Here is an 18,852-nt window from a genome sequence, read left to right on the forward strand (position 1 = left end):
ACCCCTCTCCCGCAAGGCGGGAGAGGGGAGCAAAACACTTACCCGGGAATCATCCCCGGCAACCAGTAAGCCTGCACCATCGTGATCACCCCGATGATCACCGCAAATAACAGGCTGTGCTTCACCGTAAAGCGGAACAGCTCCGACTCCTTGCCCACCAGTCCGGTCGCCGCGCAGGCCACCGCGATCGATTGCGGCGAGATCATCTTCGCGGTCACGCCGCCGGTGGTGTTGGCCGCAACCATCAGCGTGTCGGACACGCCGATCTGGTGCGCGGTGGTGTTCTGCAGCGAGCAGAACAGCGCGTTGGACGAGGTATCCGATCCGGTCAGGAAGACGCCCAGCCAGCCGAGGAACGGCGAGAAGAACGGGAACGCGGCACCGGTGCCGGCCAGCAGCAGCGCCAGCGTCGACGACATGCCCGAGTAGTTGGCGACGAAGGCAAAGGCCAGCACCAACCCGATCGACAGCACCGGACGCGCCAGTTCCACCAGCGTCTCGCCGAAGGTCGCAACCAGGTCGCGCGGCTTCATGCGCAGCAGCACTGCCGAGATCAGCGCGGTCAGCAGGATGGCGGTGCCTACGGCGGACAGCAGGTCCAGCTTCAGCACGGCGTCATAGGCCTTGGGCGTGGCCACGATCGGCGCGGCCTTGATCACCATCTGGTCCAGCCCCGGCACCTTGAACTTCAGCACCGTGCCCGCCAGCGCGCCGTTGGCAGCGAACAGCGCCTTGAACGGCTGCAGGCTCCATACCGTGACGATCGCGGTCAGGATGCCGAACGGGGCCCAGGCGCGCAGCGTCTGCGCCAGCGTGTAGGGCGATGCCTTGCGGCTCACCGGAGCGCCGCCGAAGCCGCCGCCGAAGCCGGCCAGCGCCACGGTACCGCCGCTGACCGCACCGCCTGCGCCGGCCGCCAGCCGTGACGCGCTGCGCGGCTGCCAGACCCTCAGGAACGCAGCCAGCGACACCAGGCTGACCAGCGCCGAGGTGATGTCCGGCAGTTCTGGCCCGATATGGTTGGAAGTGAAGTATTGCGTCACCGCGAAGCTGCCGCCGCACACCAGCGCAGCCGGCCAGGTCTCGCGCACGCCCTTGGCGCCGTCCATCATGAACACCAGCCAGAAAGGCACCAGCAGCGACAGCAGCGGCAGCTGGCGGCCGGCCATGGCGCCGATATGGAAGGGATCGATGCCCGTGACCTGCCCGGCCACGATGATGGGAATCCCCATCGCGCCAAACGCCACCGGCGCGGTATTGGCGATCAGGCACAGCCCGGCGGCATACAGCGGATTGAAGCCCAGGCCGACCAGCAGCGCGGCGGTGATCGCCACCGGCGCGCCGAAGCCTGCAGCGCCTTCCAGGAAAGCGCCGAAGGCAAAGCCGATCAGCAGCATCTGCAGGCGCTGGTCGTCGGTGATCGCCAGCACCGAGGCGCGGATGATGTCGAACTGGCCGGTCTTGACCACGATCTTGTAGAGGAACACCGCGGTCACGATGATCCATGCGATCGGCCACAGCCCGTAGGCAAAGCCGAAGCCGGCCGCTGCCAGCGCCTGCTGCACCGGCATGCCGTAGGCGAAGATCGCCACGCCGAGCGCCAGCAGCAACGTGACCGCGGCGGCGACATGACCCTTCATGCGCCACACGGCCAGCGCGATGAAGAAGAACAGGATGGGAATGGCCGCCGCCAGCGCCGACAGCCACAGGCTGCCTAGCGGCGTATAGAGTTGGGTCCAGGGTTGCACGGCTTAGTCTCCTACTTCGGTGGTGTTTCGGGAAAATGTTTTGTTTGCGCGTACTGTGGGCGCCTCCGGATCCCGCTTGTTTGCTCCCCTCTCCCGCGTGCGGGAGAGGGGCCGGGGGTGAGGGCAGGCCGTAGCTTTGCGACAGCACATCACTCCGTCGATGCGCACGCCCTCTCCCCAACCCTCTCCCGCAAGCGGGAGAGGGAGCACACAGTCAGACATGGAAAGCCTCGGCCTGCAGGCCAGTGCCTACTCCGGCTGCCCCTTCTCCTTGAGCAGATCCGCCAGGCTCTTCGCCGCCGGCTTCAGCGGCGTGCGATGCTGCGTCCATCCCATCTGCTTCGACGGCGCCAGCGCACGCAGCCTTGTGGCCGCCCAGCGGAACAGCCGGTAAGTGGTCGGGTGCGAGTACGCCCCGCTCCAGAAGCGCCACACCAGGTGCTCGCCCTTGCTGTACTTCGCGCCCTGGCCACGCAGGGGGTTGGCCACCCGTTCGTCGGGATCGCGGTTCGATTCGGTGCGCAGGCGCACCAGCAATTGCGGGATCGGGATGCGCACCGGGCAGACCTCGCCACAGGCGCCGCACAAGCTCGATGCGGTGGGCAGGTCCGCAGTGGCTTCGAGTCCCAGCAAATGGGGCGAAATGATCTTGCCGATCGGACCGGGGTAGGTCGTGCCATAGGCATGGCCGCCGATGCGCGTATAGACCGGGCAGTGGTTCATGCATGCGCCGCAGCGGATGCACTGCAGCGTGGCGCGCAGCTGCGCGTCGGCGTAGGCCTGCGTACGGCCGTTGTCGAGCAGTACCAGGTGCACCTCGCGCGGCCCGTCGCGCTCGCCGTCGCGGCGCGGGCCGGATATGAGGTTGAAATACGTGGTGATCGCCTGCCCGGTGGCAGAGCGCGTCAGCAGGCTCGACAGCGGCACGATGTGCTCGAGCTTCGCCACCACCTTCTCCATGCCCATGATGGCGATATGCACATCGGGGACCGTGGTGGAAAGGCGACCGTTGCCCTCGTTTTCGACCAGCCACAGGGTGCCGGTGTCCGCCGCGGCGAAGTTGACGCCGGACAGGCCGATATCGGCGCCGACGAACGCCTGCCGCAGCGCGCGGCGTCCGGTCTGGATCAGCGCGTCGACGTCCTCGGTATAGGGCGTGTCAGGAATATGCTGCTCGAACAGCGTAGCGATATCGCCCTTGGTCTTGTGGATTGCCGGCATCACGATATGCGATGGCTTCTCGCCCGCAAGCTGGACGATGTACTCGCCCATGTCCGACTCGATGCATTCGACACCGCGCTCTGCCAGGTAATGGTTCAGCTCGATCTCCTCGCTGGCCATCGACTTGCCCTTGATCACGCGCCTGGCCTGCCTTGCTGCCGCGATGCCGTGGATGATGTGGTTGGCGTCGTCGGCGGTCTCGGCCCAGTGGACCTGCACACCGGCGGCGGCGAGCTTCTCCTCCAGCTGCACCAGCAGATCCGGCAGGTTGGCGAGCGCATGCTGACGTACCGCTTCGCCCAGGTCGCGCAGCCGCTCCAGTTCATCGGCGTCGGGAAACTGCGCCAGCCGCTTGCCCTGCAGGAAGTCCATCGCGCCCCGGAAGCTCTGGCGCAGCTTGGGATCGTCCAGCGCCTCGCGCGCGCGCGCCTTGAAGTCTTGCGGCGCGACGAAATGCAGCGTGCTCTGGCTCATTGCGCGGCCCCCTTGTTGTCGGTGTCTTGCACGATGACGACCCACAGCCGGCGCGGGCCATGCGCACCGTAGGCCAGCGTCTGCTGGATATCGGAAGTCTTGGACGGGCCCGAGATCATCACCAGGTTGGTGGGCATGCCGTCGCGCCAGCGTTCGGCGCGCGCGGCCATGTGCAGGTCCTGGTGCAGCGCCGATGCGCGCACCAGCGCCACGTGCAGCGGCGGCACCAGCGATACCGTGCGCGGCGAGCCCGCGTCCGGTGCAACGACCAGCGTGCCGGTGGCGGCAATGCCCGAGCGCGCCACGGTGAAGCCGGCATCGACGGTGTCGAAAAGCTCCGCTTTCCAGGCTTCGATGGGGCGGTCATAGCCGATCGCCTCGACCTGCGGCGGCAGCGCGGCGGCCAGCGCCGCGCCGGCGTGGCTCGCGGGATCGAGCAGCAGGCGCCGGACGCCGGCTTCGGCCAGCGCGGTGGCCAGCAATGCCGGCCACGCTTGCGCATCGGTGCACCAGACTTCCGCGTGCGAGGCTTCCAGTGCCATGCGCATCGCGTCGACCAGCTCGTCGGAGGTCGGCGCGGCGTGCCGGCGCGCCTCGAAATGGCCATCGATGCGGCGATCCAGTTCCGCGGTGGAGGACGCGGGCGCTGGGGCGGCGGCGCGCAGCCGGCCCAGCATGCGTTCACGGGCGCCGGGCGTGCTCATGCGGCACCTCCGGTACGGCGCCACAGGAAGCTGGCCAGGTGTTCGACCTGCAGCGGCGCGCCGTCATGCGCGGCGGTGTGGCCGATATTGAGCAGGCAGCCACAGTCGGCCGACACCAGTCGCTCGCAGCCGGTGGCGCAGGCGGAAGCAACCTTGTCGCGCACCATCGCGCCGGAGATATCGGGATGCTTGAGCGAAAACGTGCCGCCGAAGCCGCAGCATTCCGACTCGCGCTGATGCTCGACGCGGGTCACGCCAGGCAAGGCGTCGACCAGCGCCACGCCATGCTGGCGCGTACCCATTTCTCGGCGCGCGCCGCAGGAGGTATGCAGCACGATCCGCTCGGGCGCCTGGCCCGGCGGCACGGCGTCGTGGAAGTCGACGTGCAGCACGTGCAGCAGGAATTCGCCCAGCTCATAGATCCGCTCGGCCAGCGCGCGCGCCTTCGGGCCGGCCACGGCATCGTCAGCGAACAATTGCGGCCAGTGGTGGCGCATCATGCCGGCGCATGACCCGGACGGCACGATCACCGGCCAGGGCTGGCTGAACAGGTCCAGCTGCGCGCGGGCTACCGCACGCGCGGCGTCGGGATTGCCGCTGCTGTAAGCCGGCTGGCCGCAACAGCTCTGCGCACGCGGGAAGTGTACGGTGAGGCCTTCGCGCTCGAGCAGCCGCACGGCGTCGAGCCCGGCCTGCGGCACGAACAGGTCGACCAGGCAGGTGGCAAAGAGATAGGCCTGCGTGGGCGCAGGGCCGGTGGGGTACTGACGGTCCTTCATGTCTCGCTCCGGATGTGCTGGGGTTGCGCTGCTTGGCGTCGCACATTTGGGCGCATAATTCCCGCTTCCGCGCGGCTGTTCAAATTGGTTGGACCAGTCGGCGGAGCGAGTGCGGAGCGAGGGCGGACGGCATGACGGTGGCGGCACAAAGAAGCGGGCGCACCCGCGGGCGCGTGGAGGCGGTGATGCGTGAGATGGAAACCGCGCTGCTGGACGGGACTTGGCCGCCGGGCACGCGGCTACCGGCCGAGCGCGTGCTGGCCGGGCAGTACGCGGTGGCGCGCAACACGGTGCGCGAAGCCATCCAGCGCCTGGCCGCGCGCGGCCTGCTGCAAAGCCGGCGTGGCGCGGGCGTCTATGCCACCGACCAGCTGCGCGCCGGCATTGCTTCCCCCTGGGGCCAGCTGGTGGCCGACCATCCCGCGCTGCGCGACGACATCCTGGAATTCCGCCGCGTACTGGAAGGCGCCACCGCCTACTTCGCCGCGCTGCGGGCCGACGCTGCCGATGTCAGACGCATCCGCACCCTGATGGATGAACTCGAACGCGCCCGCGCCGCCGACGACAAGGAAGCCGAGGCCGATGCCGATGCGCGCCTGCATGACGCCATCGCGCTGGCATCGCACAACACCATGTTCCTGCACCTGCATACCAGCGTGATCGGCATGCTGCGCGAACACATCACCATCAACGGCACCGGACTGCGCGAACAGGACGACAGCGCCTCGGAGCTGTTGCTGCTGCAGCACCGGACGCTATGCGAGGCGATCTGCGCGCGCCGGCCGGAAGAAGCGCGCACGGCCATGCAGACGCATATCGACTTCGTGCGCAGCCGGGTCGAGCAGGACGACAGCTGAATGCGCGCAACTGGAAATTGGTCCGACCAGCTGGCGCTATGGCGCCATGGTCATATCAGCCCGGCACCGGCCAGTTCCCGCTTCAGGTATGCATAGAAGATCGGGCCGGCGATCACCCCGGGAATGCCGAACAGCGTCTCCATCAGCAGCATCACGACCAGCAGCTCCCACGCCGCCGCCTGGATGCGCGCGCCGATGATGCGGGCGTTCAGGAAGTACTCCAGCTTGTGGATCACCACCAGGAACACCAGCGAGCCCACCGCGATCGGCAGCGACACCGACAGGGATGCCACCACGATGGCGGTATTGGAGATCAGGTTGCCCAGCACCGGCAGCAAGCCGGCCACGAAGGTGATGACTACCAGCGTCTTCGACAGGGGCAGGTGCACGCCGAACAGAGGCAGTACCAGCAGCAGGTAGAGCGCCGTCAGCAAGGTATTGATCGTCGAGATCTGGATCTGCGCAAAGATGAACTGCGAGAACGCCTGCTGCAGCGTACGCGCCCGCGCCACCAGCGCAGCCGCCAGGGGACGGCGGTTCGGCCGCGACACCGCGCGGTAAAGCGCCACCATCGCGCCGATCACCAGGCCGATCAGGATATGCACCAGCGTGCGCACCACCTCGGCGCCGAGCTTCTGCGCCATGGCCGCATGCGCGCGCAGCGCTTCGATCAGCGCATTGGCCAGCTCGTCCACGCCGTTCGGCAGCGCGTCACTGAGCCAAGGCGGCAATTGCCCGCGCGAACTGTCGATAATGTCCGCGACATGATTGAGCAAGCCATCCAGCGTATTCCCTTCCCCGCTGACAAAGCGCACCAGCAGCCAGCCGGCCAGCGACAGCCCCAGCAGGATCAGCGCCGACAGGATCGCCACTGCCAGCGCATCGTGCCGCTGGTTCAGCCGCTTCAGCCGCGGCGCCAGCACATCCACCAGCGAATACAGCAGCAACCCGGACAGCAGGGCCGCCACCAGGTTTGCGTGGAGCACGGTCCAGAGCGCCAGGGCAGTCAGGACATAGGCGACGGCACCGACGCTGTACCACGCGGCCGGCAGCAGGCGCGGGACGTTGGTCTGGTCGGGGTCTTTCATTTGTGGTCTCCGGCGTTGGGGGGCATGACGCGCCTCCGGCGGGTGCGGGGCGGGTCAGGGCAAGCGTGCCTGCAGTTTGGGTCAGGCAGGCTAGCGCTCGATTGTCGGGGCGGTGGCGGGGTTAGGCAAGCCGTGGGACGGTCAGCGGTCAGGTATCCCATGCGACTGCGGGCCGAAGCGGTCTTCTGGGGGCTCCGGACCGCGTCTCAGCGGCCTTTCCGGCTCATCAGCGCAATAGTGTACGCACTTGCCGGTGGCGATCGCCTGGCCGGCCGTGAACGGCTCCCCTGGTGGCAAGGAACTGCGGGCCGGCGAAGCCTTGCTATGCGGACTCACGCATCCAGCGCTCGACAAGATCCTCCGGTATGGCCCGGTAGACGTCCTCGAAGCGCTTGCCGACAAGACGCTCGGCCTGCCATAGCAGCAGGGCAACCGGACTGCTGGGTTCATGCTGCTCGAACCACTGGCGCACGGCCCGGACCTGGCGCAAGGCGGCATCGCGGCCAGCGGGGCTATCGCCGGGGTCAGGGATGCGTGGCAGAGCGGTTGGCGCCGATTGCGCCGTGGAATGCGAGGCGTCTGGCATAAGCTCAGGCCCAGCCTCGATGAGGTGGTCGGGCGTCGCCACCGCCCTCGTTGAGCTTGCCAGTTCGGGATTGCCGGCGAGGCGCAGCAGCTTGCCAAGCGGCGAGAGGTCCGGCGCATGGCCCGGCAGCGTTTCGTCGCCCCAATGCTGCAGGATGCCGACCAGCTTGCAGGCCTCATCCATGGCGGCAAGCTGGCGCACGTCCTGGCGTCGCAACGCGTCCAGCTGTTGGCGCACGGACTCTGGTGCGAGGGCGTCGGCGGGATGGGGCACCGCCAACGCCCGTTCGATATCCCTGACCTGCAGGCGCGTTGCCGCTTTGCCTGCCAGCACGATCTCGCGGACATCGGCAAGGAGGCCGTCGGGGTCGACCAGTGCCGCGAGCGCGTTAGCGCGCAGTGCCGGATCGTGTTCGCATTCCACCATGGGTTGTGGATGGATGTCTTCCGGATAGTCAGCGAGCAGGCATTGCAGCAGCGCCATGCCATCGAGCAGGCCTTCGGCCCGATCGAGCCGCGTGCGGCAGCGAAGCAGCAGGATCAGCAAGCGGATGTCCTTGCTGCGCATCAGCAGGCGTCGGCAGTCGCGTTCCAGCTCGGTCCAGTTCGGTGGCTCGGCCTGCGCAACGAAATCGCCGTATTGCGCTTCGGCGCCGGGCGTTGCCTTTGCCATCAGGACGACGAATTCCGGGTCATATTCGAGATCCGGGCCGCAGGGACGTGCGGCATCGATCGGCCGCGCCAGCTCGGCGAGGCGGATTGGCGGGGGCGCGTCGGATCTGGCCGTTCTGGATATCGTCTTCATGGCAACCTCAGTGTGAGACGTATTTCTCGGGATCGAACACCATGCCGGTGATGGCGCGCTGCTGGTCGGCCTCACCCAGCCAGGTCGACCAGCCCAGGCCTTCTTCTGCGCCGAGCACGGCAGGCGGGGCGCAATGCGGCTGCACCTGCAGCTGCAGCTCCCACTCGTATTCGAAGCCGATGAAGGACCGGACCCATTCCACCAGCACCGGCAGATCGCGGCCGTTGGGCGTGAAGTTCAGGTATTGCTGCAAACGCAGCGGCCCGATGACGAGACGGAACTTGTGCTGCCGGTCGGGGACCATGTCGCCCAGCAGCGCGCCCTGGCCCATTACGCCCGGCGACCCGGGGCGGCCGAGACGGCTGTGCTCGGCCGGATCCAGCGCGATCCAGTGCAGCACGAACTCCTCCAGCCGCACCGGGACGCCGAAGAAGTGCGACACCGTCCCGGCGATGCCGTCAGGACAGCGCGACTCGCGCACATGATGGGCGCTCGCGGACAGGCGTGCGTGCGCCGGTAACGGGCCGTGGCGGATCTCCCCGGGATCCAGGCCCGCCAGCCAGCCCACGTAGCGCGAAAAGACTTCCTCGTCCGGCCGGTCGAGCCCTGCCGTGGCCTGCGAACCGGCCCAGGCCTGATAGAACTGCGTCAGCGCACGATGGTGGAACAGGTCGAGGAAGGCCGCGGTGGTCCCGTCGCGGTGTGCCTCGGTACGCTCCCTGACAATTTCCGTGTGATGGATCGGCAAGGCGCCATTGGGGCCCAGCATGCCGAGGCCGAACAGCTGGATCCGCAAGCGGCCCGCCCGCGTCTCCAGCCGGGCGATCTCGCGCGGCGCAAACGCCAGCGAGGCGATCTGGCCAATGCGGAAGCATTCCGCCTGCGGGCGGACGGCGCGGCCGGCCGGCGGCAGGTGCGGATGCTGTGCCGACAGTGCGCGCAGGAGGCCGAAAAAGCTGATCTTCCATGGCGCGCGTTGCGCATCGTGTGCGACGGAGCGCGCGGCGCTGCGCTGGCCGATATTGTTGTCAATCTCGCTGTTGTCCACCTCACTCATGGCTATATCGCGCCGCGCCCTCCCGTGCGTACCGGCCAGCGGTGTATCAGGCCGCGTTCGATCGCATACAACTCCGTTTCCGCGAAGGCGTTGACCGATACGTGCCGCGCGAGGAAATGCTCGAGGATCACGCCGAACAGGTAGGGGCTGATGCCCGAGAAGCCGCTTTCCTCCACCGTCAGCTGGCACTGGACGCCGCGGCCGTAGAGAATGGGCCCGTTTCCGGGCAGCCGCCGCGTGATGGGCCGGATCCTGCTGCCGATCAGGCTCTGGACCTGCCGCTGCTGGGCCGCGTCGTCGGCGGCGACGAACAGCCGCAGCAGGTCGCGCAGGCCCTGGCCGCCTTCGCGATGGTCGAGATCGGTGAGCGACAGGTAGTTGAATCCCAGTTGGCGGATCAGCCGCCAGGCCATTTCTCCCTCGGCGAATGGCGCGCGCGGGGCCGAGGGCGGCCGGATCAGCCCGACACCGTCGACCGGAATCGAGTCCGGGGTGCGCAAATCATCGTAGCCATTGCGTGGGACAAGATTCGGCAGGTCGCGGTTGGTGACCATGGCCTGGACCGACAGGTAGCGCAAGTCGTTCGGGTAGGGGGCCTCGCGCTGGTCGACCAGCGCGAGGAACACCTCGGTGCCGGTGTAGGCGGCGCGTGTACCGTACTTGCGCGCATGATCGGAGATCAGCCGCCGTTCCCGCCGCATGGAAAAGTAGCGCCCGTGGTTGCCATCGTCGCTGTTCAGCGTGGCGAAGAGCGGCCGGAACGCCACCGGCGTGCTGCGCTCGGAGACCTGCCCGGACAGGCCCTGCACCGAAAAGACCTCGAAGTCGAGCGGCCGGCGCCGGTCCGGCACGAGGTGAAATTCGGTGTGGCCTGCATGGATCTCCATCCGGTCGGTGCGCATCGGGAACAGGTTGACCACCGGCGTGCAGAACAGCGCGAACTGGCTTGCATCGACCTGGCTCGCGAGCACCCCGGGCGGCCTGGCCAGCAGGATCACGATCTCGGCCTCGCCGCCGTCGATGCCGGCCAGTCCGGGTGCCAGCCCGTTGAGCCCGGCGAAATAGAACCGCTGCGGACACGCGAAATACTCGTGCACGAGGTTGTGCCCGTGGAACTTGTTCCATGGCAGCGGCAGGGCGCTTTCCTCCGGTGCCATGCCGACGTAGCCGACCGCATGCTGCGGCATGGCGTAGGGCCGCTCGCCCATCGCGCCTGGCTTGCCGATGAGCACGGTGACGCCGGCGCCATGCAGCAGCTCGAACAGGTGCGAGGCGATCTGGTCGTTGCCGCACAGATGAAGGGGCAGGGCGTCAAGCCCGGCCAGCCTGGCGAACGTGACATTGCGGGTCAGTCTCAGCCGCAGGCGCAGCGCGCCCTGAACGGTCACGTGGGCCGGCACGTAGCGTTCGAGATGTCGGACGTCGGGCGGGATGCCGGTAAGCCGGGCGTCGGCGATCTCGATCGGCCAAAGTGTCAGCGGCTGGGTCGTGCGAAATTCGCATTGGGTCGATTCGCCCGCTGGCGCACGGGCCAGCAGCGCGGTGCCGCGCGGTACCGGGATGCCGCGGACCAGGTCGCCTTCCTTGTGGCTGGGGTGGAATTGCGCGACCGCGATCGCCGGCGTCGGCGCGATGTAGTTGGGATAGATGACTTCCAGCAGGCGCTGCGTAAAGCGCGGAAACTCTGCGTCGAGCTTCAGCTGCGTGCGGGCGGACAGGAAGCAGAACGCTTCGATAAGGCGCTCCACATAGGGATCGGCTACCTCGATTCCATGCATGCCCAGGCGTCTGGCCACCTTGGGATGCTGGTTCGCGAACTCTCCCGCCAGCTCGCGCATGTAGGCCAGTTCGCGGTTGTAGTACTCAAGCAGTTGAGGGTCCATGGGGGTCGGGAAGCATCAGTTGGCGTGGATCGACTTGACCTGCATGCGGCTGGTCTCAAGGTCGAGCGAGCTTTGCGCGGTGAAGGTCATCGGATAGGGATCCATGTGGATCAGGCCGGAAATCTCGAACAGCAGCACGTTGTAGCGATGCGGCGCATCCTCCTTCAGCAGGGGCGCGATCCTGAGCGAGCCCGGGATCAGGCGCGGCTCGAAATCCTCGATGGCGCGCTGGACGATGCGGATGATGTCGTCCCATTTGCGTTCGGACAGGTAGCTCCCTGCAAGCGCGGGGACGCCGTAGTTGAGCGTCGAGCTGGCAGCATGTGGATAGCGTGCGCGGTCGATCTCGTCCTCGCGGTTGGTCGTGTTGAGCAGGTAGGTGAGATCGCGCTGGATGATCTTGCGCATCTGTACGCGCGTGACGGTGTATTCCTCCGGCGCTTCCGTCTTGCGGTGCGGTGCCTCGTCGCGCAAGCGGTCGAACAGTGTCGGCAGCAGTTGCGCGTTGGGGCGGCGCGGCGGTCCGGCGCGGCGCAGGGGCCCCGGCGTGCCGCGGTCCGGCCGGTCAGGCGTCTTGCTCATTGTCCGGGGCCCGCTCGCGTTCAGGGCAATAGGCACTGTCCATGGAGACCAGATGGTGTTCGCGCCGGGTCAGCTTGGCAGTGGCGGCTCGGCCTTGCGCGCAATCGATGTCGCCGGCAAAGAGCCACAGCACGTCCGGCGCTCGCGGGAGCGCAAAGAGCTGGCAGTCATCCGCGGCGTCTCCTGCGCCGATGCAGGTATCGATACGACCGGCCACGTCCAGCATGTCGATCAACCTGTCCGCACTGGCGGCTTCGCGAACGAGCGTCTGCAGCGGATTGGGGTCGGACCAGGCAGGCGGGACGGGCGCTCTGGCGCCTGGATCGTGGCGGGCATCGCAAACGCCGACATGGTCGCGATCGCGCAAGACTGTTTCGGCTTCCAGCATGAGCCGCGCCAGCATATCCGAGTCCTCCGCGATGCCGGCGTGGCCGGTGGCCGGCGCCGGGATTCGACCCTGACCGACCAGGTCGAGCAACCCATTCGCGCCGGGCCCGGCGTCGGAAAACGCTCTTGCCGGATCGCCTGGCCATTCGCTCATGTCGCCTCCGCCCAATTCAGGAATTGGCGCTGATGATAATCACAAGGAATGCGGAAATAAATGCGTAAATCCCGATTTATGATTCATGCATTTTTAATATTAGATTTAATTTAATTTTATTGAAAATATGAAGAATCCTATTGTTTGACGTGTGAGTGTGTGTAGGCAGTTGCCCTTTCACGCATTTTCGTTGGCAGTCTGGATAAGGATGGGTGCGAGTCATTGCGGCTTGATTCCTGTGATGGTAATTGCGCACGAGACGGATCGAACTATCCCATAAATGTTGTGATTCGATTTTTATGTCGCCGCGCTATGAATATTCAGATTATGGGTGCAATTGCGGGCCTGAAGATTTGTCAATAGTCTGAAAAAACGCAAAAACAATCGACCGGACTGCTCGCGTTGATGCAGCGAGGATCGGAAGACGCAAGGCATTCGAATGGATATTTCACGCCAGGCCCTGTTTGGCAGACTCAATCCCACCCTGTTCAAGGCGCTGGAAAGCGCAACCGCTTTCTGCAAGCTCCGCGGCAACCCTTACGTGGAGCTGATTCATTGGTTGCACCAGTTGCTGCAGGCGCCCGACGGCGACATGCAGCGCATGCTGACGCATGCGGGTGCGGACCGGGCGGCCCTGGAGGCGGATCTGATCCGGGCACTGGCGACACTGCCGGCAGGTGCTACCTCGGTCAACGATTTCTCGTTCCAGATCGAGACCGCGGTTGAGCGTGCCTGGGTCTACGCCACGCTGGCTTTCGGTGACGACCGCGTGCGCGGGGCCTACCTGCTGACCGCGCTGCTGAAGACGCCCGAGTTGCGCCGCACCGTCCTTGGCGTGTCCGGGCAGTTCGGGAAGGTGCAGGCCGATGATCTCGTCGCCGACCTGCCGGCACAGGTAGCCCGGTCGCCGGAAGCGGCGCAGGCCGCGTATGACGGTAGCGGCCTGGCGCCGGCGGCGCCTGGCGAGGCGAGCGGCGCGATGACCAGCGTGCCCCCTGGCAGCCGGTCGGCGCTGCGCCAGTACTGCCTTGACCTGACCGAGGCGGCACGCGCCGGCGAGCTCGACCCCGTGATCGGCCGCGAGCAGGAGATCCGCACCATGACGGACATCCTGATGCGCCGCCGTCAAAACAACCCGCTGCTGACCGGCGATGCGGGCGTAGGCAAGACGGCCGTGATCGAAGGATTCGCCCGGGCCATCGCGGCGGGGCAGGTGCCGCCGAGCCTGGCAGATGTCCGCCTGCTGAGCCTCGATGTCGGCGCATTGCTCGCCGGCGCCAGCATGAAGGGGGAATTCGAGGCGCGCCTGAAGGCTGTGCTGGAAGAGGCCGACAAGTCCCCCGGGCCGGTGATCCTGTTTATCGACGAAGTCCACACGCTGGTCGGTGCCGGCGGGCAGGCGGGCACCGGCGACGCTGCCAACCTGCTCAAGCCGGCGCTGGCGCGCGGCGTATTGCGCACGATCGGCGCTACCACCTGGACGGAGTACAAGCGCCATATCGAAAAGGATCCCGCGCTCACGCGACGGTTCCAGGTGCTGCAAATCTCCGAGCCGGAAGAGGTCATGGCAATGGCCATGCTGCGCGGGCTGGTTCCCGCTTTCGAGGCGCATCACCAGGTGCTCGTGCGCGATGACGCGGTGCGCGCCGCGGTCAGGCTGTCGCATCGCTACATCCCTTCCCGGCAGTTGCCCGACAAGGCGATCAGCCTGCTCGACACTGCCTGTGCGCGCGTTGCGCTGTCGCAGTACGCGCCGCCGAAGGAGGTCGAATTCCTGCGGCAGCAATTGCAGGCATGCGATACCGAGCATGCACTGCTGGCCAAAGAGACGGCGCTCGGCGCCGCCACGGGCAAGCTGCTGCCGCTGCGGATGGCCGACCTCGATACGCGGCGCGAGCGCTTCGAAGCCGCGCTGGCGCTGGCCGACGATCGGTGGAAGCGCGAACTCGGCCTGGCCAACGACCTGCTTGCCTGCCGGCGGATGCTGAGCCAGGCGCCCGAGCAAGGGCCGCTGACCACGGACGAGGTCCGCCGCCAGCTCGAGGAAATCGAAGCCGGACTGAGCGCGGCCCGAGCCGGCACGCCGCTGGTCCACACCGATGTGAACGAGGCGGTCGTGGCCGAAATCGTCGCGGACTGGACCGGCATCCCTGTCGGCCGGATGGTGGCTGACGAGGTGGCCGCGGTGATGCGGCTGCCGCAGACGCTCGCCGCCAGGGTGATCGGGCAAGACCATGCGCTTGCCCTGCTGGCAGAGCGTATCCAGACCGCCAGGGCGCAGCTGGCCGATCCCGGCAAGCCGGTCGGGGTGTTCCTGCTGGTGGGGCCGTCCGGCATCGGCAAGACCGAAACGGCGCTGGCGCTGGCCGATGCGCTGTACGGCGGCGAGCAGAACCTCATCTCGATCAATCTCTCGGAATTCCAGGAGGCGCATACGGTCTCGACGCTCAAGGGCGCGCCGCCCGGGTATGTCGGCTATGGCGACGGCGGCGTGCTCACGGAAGCGGTGCGCCGCCGGCCGCACAGCGTGGTGCTGCTCGATGAAGTCGAAAAGGCGCATCCCGATGTGCACGAAGTGTTCTACCAGGTCTTCGACAAAGGCTACATGGAGGACGGCGAAGGCCGCCACATCGATTTCCGCAACACCATCCTGCTGCTCACCAGCAATGTGGGATCCGACCTGCTGCTGGACCTGTGTGAGCGCGAGGGCGCGCCACCTGACCTTGCCGCGTTGTCCGAGGCCCTCATGCCCGAGTTGCGCAAGCGGTTCCCCGCGGCATTTCTCGGGCGTCTCGTGGTCGTTCCCTACCTGCCGCTGGCGCCGGACAACCTTGGCCGCATCGCGCGCCTGCATCTGGAGCGGGTCGCTGCACGCCTGCAGACCCAGCACGGCATTGCGTTGAGGTACGCGGATGCCGTGGTCGATCTCATCGTGTCGCGCTGCCCGGTGGGCGAGACCGGCGCGCGCCAGCTGATCGGCTTTATCGAGCAGGTCATCCAGCCGCAGCTCGCGCGGCTCTGGCTGACGGCACTGTCCGGCAAGCAGGATGTGGCGGCCGTCGCCATCGGCCTGTCCGGCACAAAGCCGGGCGAGCTGGCCTATGACATCGAATACCGCTCCGGCCAGGGTCATGCCGAGCCGGGCAATGCCGAAGCCGGACCGGCCCCGATGCCTCCGGCACATCCTTGAAACCCCTTGGGGAGAGCCATGTCCGTTGTGAACAGTTCGCAGAAATTCATTGCGCGCAATCGTACGCCGCGCGTCCAGATCGAGTACGACGTTGAAGTCTATGGCTCGGAGAAGCGCATCGAGCTGCCGTTCGTGATGGGCGTCCTGGCGGACCTGTCGGGCAAGCCCGCCGAGCCGCTGCCACCGGTGGCCGACCGCAAGTTCCTGGAAGTCGATGTCGACAACTTCGACGAACGCATGAAGGCGATGCATCCGCGCGTGGCATTCGCCGTGCACAACACGCTGTCGGGCCAAGGCCAGCTGCTGGTCGACATGACCTTCGAGAGCATCGAAGACTTCTCGCCGGCCGCCGTGGCCGGCAAGGTCGATGCGCTCAGGCAGCTGCTCGAAGCCCGCACGCAGCTTGCCAACCTGCAGACCTACATGGACGGCAAGTCGGGCGCCGAGGCGCTGATCAACCGGCTGCTCCAGGATCCCGCGCTGCTGCAATCGCTTGCCAGCGCACCCCGCACTCAGACCAGCGAAGACAAGGGCGAAGCCGATCCCAGCTGAATCGCCCGGCTGCTTGCCTACCTGAACCACTTCATCGAGCAAGGAATCCATGGCTTCCGCCCAACCAACACAGACCCAAGCGGCAGCGGCCGCTGAGCATGCCGCTGACCACGCCGCCGACCACGCTGACTTCGCCGCGCTGATCAGCCGCGAGTTTTCCCCCAAGACCGAGCAGGCGCGCGAGGCCGTCGACCTCGCCGTCAGGACGCTGGCCGAACAGGCGCTCGCCAGCGCCTGCACCCTGAGCGACGATGCCTACAAGAGCATCGAGGCCATCATCGCCGCCATCGACAAGAAGCTGTCCGAACAGATCAACCTGATCCTGCACCACGCGGATTTCCAGAAGCTGGAGTCCGCGTGGCGCGGCCTGCATCACCTGGTCGCCAACACCGAAACCGACGACAAGCTGCGGATTCGCGTGATGGACGTGTCCAAGGAAGAGCTGCGCCGCACGCTGCGCCGCTACAAGGGCATCGGCTGGGACCAGAGTCCCTTCTTCAAGCGCATCTACGAGGAAGAGTATGGGCAGCTCGGTGGCGAGCCCTATGGCTGCCTGGTGGCCGACTACTACTTCGACCACACGCCGCCGGACGTGGAGCTGCTCGCTTCGATGGCAAAGATCTCGGCCGCTGCCCATGCTCCGTTTATCGCCGGCGCCTCGCCCTCGGTGTTGCAGATGGATTCGTGGCAGGAGCTGGCCAATCCACGCGACCTGTCCAAGATCTTCCAGAACCTGGAATACGCGCCATGGAATGGCCTGCGCAGCTCGGAAGACGCGCGCTATGTGGGCCTGGCCATGCCGCGCTTCCTGGCGCGCCTGCCGTATGGCATCCATACCAATCCCGTCGATGCCTTCGATTTCGAGGAAGACACCGACGGCGCCGATCATCGCAAGTATGTGTGGAGCAACGCGGCCTACGCGATGGCGGTCAATGTCAACCGCTCCTTCAAGCTCTACGGCTGGTGCACGCTGATCCGGGGCGTCGAGAGCGGTGGCGTGGTGGAGAACCTGCCGTGCCATGCCTTCCCGACCGACGACGGCGGCATCGACACCAAATGCCCGACCGAGATTGCGATCTCGGACCGCCGCGAAGCCGAGCTGTCGAAGAATGGATTCATCTCGCTGGTGCATCGCAAGAACACCGACTACGCGGCCTTTATCGGCGCCCAGTCGCTGCAGAAGCCTGCGGAGTACTACGACGCCGACGCGACCGCCAATGCCAACCTCTCCGCCCGGCTGCCGTATCTGTTTGCCTGCTCGCGCTTCGCCCATTACCTGAAGTGCATCGTGCGCGACAAGATCGGCGCGTTCAAGGAGCGCGAGGACATGCAGCGCTGGCTCAACGAATGGATCATGAACTACGTCGATGCCGACCCGGCCAACTCCTCGCAGGAGACCAAGGCCAGGCGCCCGCTGGCGGCCGCAGAAGTGCTGGTGGAAGAAATCGACGGCAATCCCGGCTACTACAGCGCCAAGTTCTTCCTTCGCCCGCACTTCCAGCTGGAAGGCCTGACGGTCTCGCTACGGCTGGTGGCCCGGCTGCCATCGGTCAAGGACGCCGCATAGCCAACGTCGGGGCTTGATTCGGGCCGGAAATGCCCACGGCAAGGCCATGCATCCGTGGCAAGGATGCGATGCCTGCCGTGGCCCTTGTCCGCAGTTTCTGATTTATGTAAAGGAGTGACGCAATGGCACAGGACATCTTCCTGAAGATCAACGGCATCGATGGCGAATCGCAGGATTCGTCGCACAAGAACGAGATCGAGGTGCTCGCGTGGGACTGGAGCATCGAGCAACAGTCGACCATGCACGCCGGCAGTGGCGGCGGCGCCGGCAAGGCGACGGTGTCGGACCTGTCCTTCGAGCACTACATCGATCGCGCTTCGCCCAATCTGATGAAGTACTGCCTGACCGGCAAGCACATCAACGAAGCGGTGCTGGTGGTGCGCAAGGCCGGCGGCAACCCGCTCGAGTACCTGAAGCTCACCATGACCGACGTGATTGTCACCAAGGTCAGCCCGAGGGGCTCGGTGGACGATGAAGTCCGCATGCGCGAGCAGGTGGCGCTGTCGTTCTCCCGGGTCAAGCAGGAGTACGTGGTGCAGAACGCCCAGGGCGGCAGCGGCGGCGCCGTGACGGCGGGCTACGACATCAAGGGCAACAAGGAAGCTTGACCCACGCCGGGCGTGGTGTCCCTGCCGTTAGCTGTGACAGCGGCGATCGGCAGGGATCCAGCCTGGCACGCGCCCCTATTTTTCGCGCGGTCGCAGGAGATTGCAGTGAGCCTACGCATCATGGCGGCATTGGCCGCGGCATTGCTGTGCGCCTGCTCGGCGGCGCAGCCGGACGCCTCCCGGGAACAGATCAAGCTCGTGCTGGCTGTCGATGCCAGGCCGAGCGTCAACCCGGACGAGCTGGGCCGCGCTTCGCCCGTTCTCGTTCGCATCTACGAGCTCAAGACGGAAGCGGCGTTCACGAGCGCCGACTACTTCTCGCTCGATCAGAGCGACAACACCGTCCTGACGCAGGACCTGCTGGTGCGCGATGCGTTCGTGCTGCGTCCCGGCGAGTCCCGGTCGATCGAGCGCAAGCTCAACCGCCAGACGACAGCGCTGGGCTTCCTGGTCGGATATCGCGACCTGGGCAAGGCGACCTGGCGCACGGTCTACCCATTGCCGCCTGCACCGGAAGCGGCCTGGTACCGCGCCGTCGTGCCTGCGCGCAAGGTCAGGCTGCAGGTCTTGCTCGACCAGCAAACCATCACCGTTCTGAAGCCCGACTGATT

General features: G+C 66.5%; 16 protein-coding genes. 6 read left to right on the forward strand and 10 right to left on the reverse strand.

Annotated features, from left to right (window positions below):
• Positions 1–38: 38 nt before the first annotated feature.
• From VSR71_RS14310 to VSR71_RS14325, 4 genes are all read right to left on the reverse strand, one after another.
• A complete protein-coding gene (locus VSR71_RS14310; protein WP_342914509.1) occupies positions 39–1,748 on the reverse strand; it encodes a lactate permease LctP family transporter in 1,710 nt (569 codons plus the stop codon).
• 249 nt (positions 1,749–1,997) lie between these two features.
• Positions 1,998–3,443, reverse strand: a complete 1,446-nt coding sequence (locus VSR71_RS14315; protein ID WP_342914510.1) for a LutB/LldF family L-lactate oxidation iron-sulfur protein — start codon at positions 3,441–3,443, stop codon at positions 1,998–2,000.
• A complete protein-coding gene (locus tag VSR71_RS14320) occupies positions 3,440–4,147 on the reverse strand; it encodes a LutC/YkgG family protein (RefSeq protein ID WP_342914511.1) in 708 nt (235 codons plus the stop codon). Before VSR71_RS14320 ends, VSR71_RS14315 begins: the two co-directional genes overlap by 4 nt.
• On the reverse strand, positions 4,144–4,926 hold the full coding sequence (locus VSR71_RS14325; RefSeq protein ID WP_342914512.1) for a (Fe-S)-binding protein: 783 nt from the start codon (positions 4,924–4,926) through the stop codon (positions 4,144–4,146). The genes VSR71_RS14320 and VSR71_RS14325 overlap by 4 nt, the downstream gene beginning before the upstream one ends.
• 185 nt (positions 4,927–5,111) lie before the next feature.
• On the opposite strand from VSR71_RS14325, the gene VSR71_RS14330 reads away from it, so the two are divergent.
• Positions 5,112–5,783, forward strand: coding sequence for a FadR/GntR family transcriptional regulator (locus tag VSR71_RS14330; protein WP_342914513.1), 672 nt, complete (start codon positions 5,112–5,114; stop codon positions 5,781–5,783).
• A 50-nt stretch (positions 5,784–5,833) separates the two neighbouring features.
• Here the strand turns inward: VSR71_RS14330 and VSR71_RS14335 are convergent, their stop codons facing one another.
• From VSR71_RS14335 to VSR71_RS14360, 6 genes are all read right to left on the reverse strand, one after another.
• Positions 5,834–6,871: a hypothetical protein gene (locus VSR71_RS14335; RefSeq protein ID WP_342914514.1), complete on the reverse strand. Its 1,038-nt coding sequence runs from the start codon at positions 6,869–6,871 to the stop codon at positions 5,834–5,836.
• A gap of 322 nt (positions 6,872–7,193) precedes the next feature.
• Positions 7,194–8,261 (reverse strand): ImpA family type VI secretion system protein, encoded by a 1,068-nt coding sequence (locus tag VSR71_RS14340; protein ID WP_342914515.1) that lies wholly within the window; start codon positions 8,259–8,261, stop codon positions 7,194–7,196.
• 7 nt (positions 8,262–8,268) lie between these two features.
• On the reverse strand, positions 8,269–9,318 hold the full coding sequence (gene tssG / locus VSR71_RS14345) for a type VI secretion system baseplate subunit TssG (RefSeq protein ID WP_342914516.1): 1,050 nt from the start codon (positions 9,316–9,318) through the stop codon (positions 8,269–8,271).
• A 2-nt stretch (positions 9,319–9,320) separates the two neighbouring features.
• Positions 9,321–11,201 (reverse strand): type VI secretion system baseplate subunit TssF, encoded by a 1,881-nt coding sequence (gene tssF, locus VSR71_RS14350; protein ID WP_342914517.1) that lies wholly within the window; start codon positions 11,199–11,201, stop codon positions 9,321–9,323.
• A gap of 15 nt (positions 11,202–11,216) precedes the next feature.
• On the reverse strand, positions 11,217–11,783 hold the full coding sequence (tssE, locus tag VSR71_RS14355) for a type VI secretion system baseplate subunit TssE (protein ID WP_342914518.1): 567 nt from the start codon (positions 11,781–11,783) through the stop codon (positions 11,217–11,219).
• Positions 11,767–12,324 (reverse strand): TagK domain-containing protein, encoded by a 558-nt coding sequence (locus VSR71_RS14360; RefSeq protein WP_342914519.1) that lies wholly within the window; start codon positions 12,322–12,324, stop codon positions 11,767–11,769. The genes tssE and VSR71_RS14360 overlap by 17 nt, the downstream gene beginning before the upstream one ends.
• 439 nt (positions 12,325–12,763) lie before the next feature.
• Here VSR71_RS14360 and tssH point away from each other — a divergent pair, with 439 nt between their 5' ends.
• The 5 genes from tssH (at position 12,764) to tssJ (ending at position 18,850) form a co-directional block, all read left to right on the forward strand.
• On the forward strand, positions 12,764–15,514 hold the full coding sequence (gene tssH / locus VSR71_RS14365) for a type VI secretion system ATPase TssH (RefSeq protein ID WP_342914520.1): 2,751 nt from the start codon (positions 12,764–12,766) through the stop codon (positions 15,512–15,514).
• 18 nt (positions 15,515–15,532) lie between these two features.
• Entirely contained in the window at positions 15,533–16,066 is a 534-nt protein-coding gene (gene tssB, locus VSR71_RS14370; RefSeq protein ID WP_342914521.1) for a type VI secretion system contractile sheath small subunit, read from the forward strand.
• Positions 16,067–16,115: 49 nt separating this feature from the next.
• A complete protein-coding gene (gene tssC / locus VSR71_RS14375) occupies positions 16,116–17,633 on the forward strand; it encodes a type VI secretion system contractile sheath large subunit (protein WP_342914522.1) in 1,518 nt (505 codons plus the stop codon).
• Between the two features lie 122 nt (positions 17,634–17,755).
• Positions 17,756–18,241, forward strand: coding sequence for an Hcp family type VI secretion system effector (locus VSR71_RS14380; protein ID WP_342914523.1), 486 nt, complete (start codon positions 17,756–17,758; stop codon positions 18,239–18,241).
• A 105-nt stretch (positions 18,242–18,346) separates the two neighbouring features.
• Positions 18,347–18,850: a type VI secretion system lipoprotein TssJ gene (gene tssJ, locus VSR71_RS14385; protein ID WP_342914524.1), complete on the forward strand. Its 504-nt coding sequence runs from the start codon at positions 18,347–18,349 to the stop codon at positions 18,848–18,850.
• The last annotated feature ends 2 nt before the right edge of the window (positions 18,851–18,852 follow it).

This window comes from Cupriavidus oxalaticus, from assembly GCF_038900635.1.
GTDB lineage: Bacteria > Pseudomonadota > Gammaproteobacteria > Burkholderiales > Burkholderiaceae > Cupriavidus > Cupriavidus oxalaticus_B.

Coding starts and splice junctions, on each gene's coding strand:
- VSR71_RS14315 (WP_342914510.1), bottom strand. CDS start 3,443: ATGAGCCAGAGCACGCTGCATTTCGTCGCGCCGCAAGACTTCAAGGCG.
- VSR71_RS14320 (WP_342914511.1), bottom strand. CDS start 4,147: ATGAGCACGCCCGGCGCCCGTGAACGCATGCTGGGCCGGCTGCGCGCC.
- VSR71_RS14325 (WP_342914512.1), bottom strand. CDS start 4,926: ATGAAGGACCGTCAGTACCCCACCGGCCCTGCGCCCACGCAGGCCTAT.
- VSR71_RS14330 (WP_342914513.1), top strand. CDS start 5,112: ATGCGTGAGATGGAAACCGCGCTGCTGGACGGGACTTGGCCGCCGGGC.
- VSR71_RS14335 (WP_342914514.1), bottom strand. CDS start 6,871: ATGAAAGACCCCGACCAGACCAACGTCCCGCGCCTGCTGCCGGCCGCG.
- VSR71_RS14340 (WP_342914515.1), bottom strand. CDS start 8,261: ATGAAGACGATATCCAGAACGGCCAGATCCGACGCGCCCCCGCCAATC.
- tssG (WP_342914516.1), bottom strand. CDS start 9,318: ATGAGTGAGGTGGACAACAGCGAGATTGACAACAATATCGGCCAGCGC.
- tssF (WP_342914517.1), bottom strand. CDS start 11,201: ATGGACCCTCAACTGCTTGAGTACTACAACCGCGAACTGGCCTACATG.
- tssE (WP_342914518.1), bottom strand. CDS start 11,783: ATGAGCAAGACGCCTGACCGGCCGGACCGCGGCACGCCGGGGCCCCTG.
- VSR71_RS14360 (WP_342914519.1), bottom strand. CDS start 12,324: ATGAGCGAATGGCCAGGCGATCCGGCAAGAGCGTTTTCCGACGCCGGG.
- tssH (WP_342914520.1), top strand. CDS start 12,764: ATGGATATTTCACGCCAGGCCCTGTTTGGCAGACTCAATCCCACCCTG.
- tssB (WP_342914521.1), top strand. CDS start 15,533: ATGTCCGTTGTGAACAGTTCGCAGAAATTCATTGCGCGCAATCGTACG.
- tssC (WP_342914522.1), top strand. CDS start 16,116: ATGGCTTCCGCCCAACCAACACAGACCCAAGCGGCAGCGGCCGCTGAG.
- VSR71_RS14380 (WP_342914523.1), top strand. CDS start 17,756: ATGGCACAGGACATCTTCCTGAAGATCAACGGCATCGATGGCGAATCG.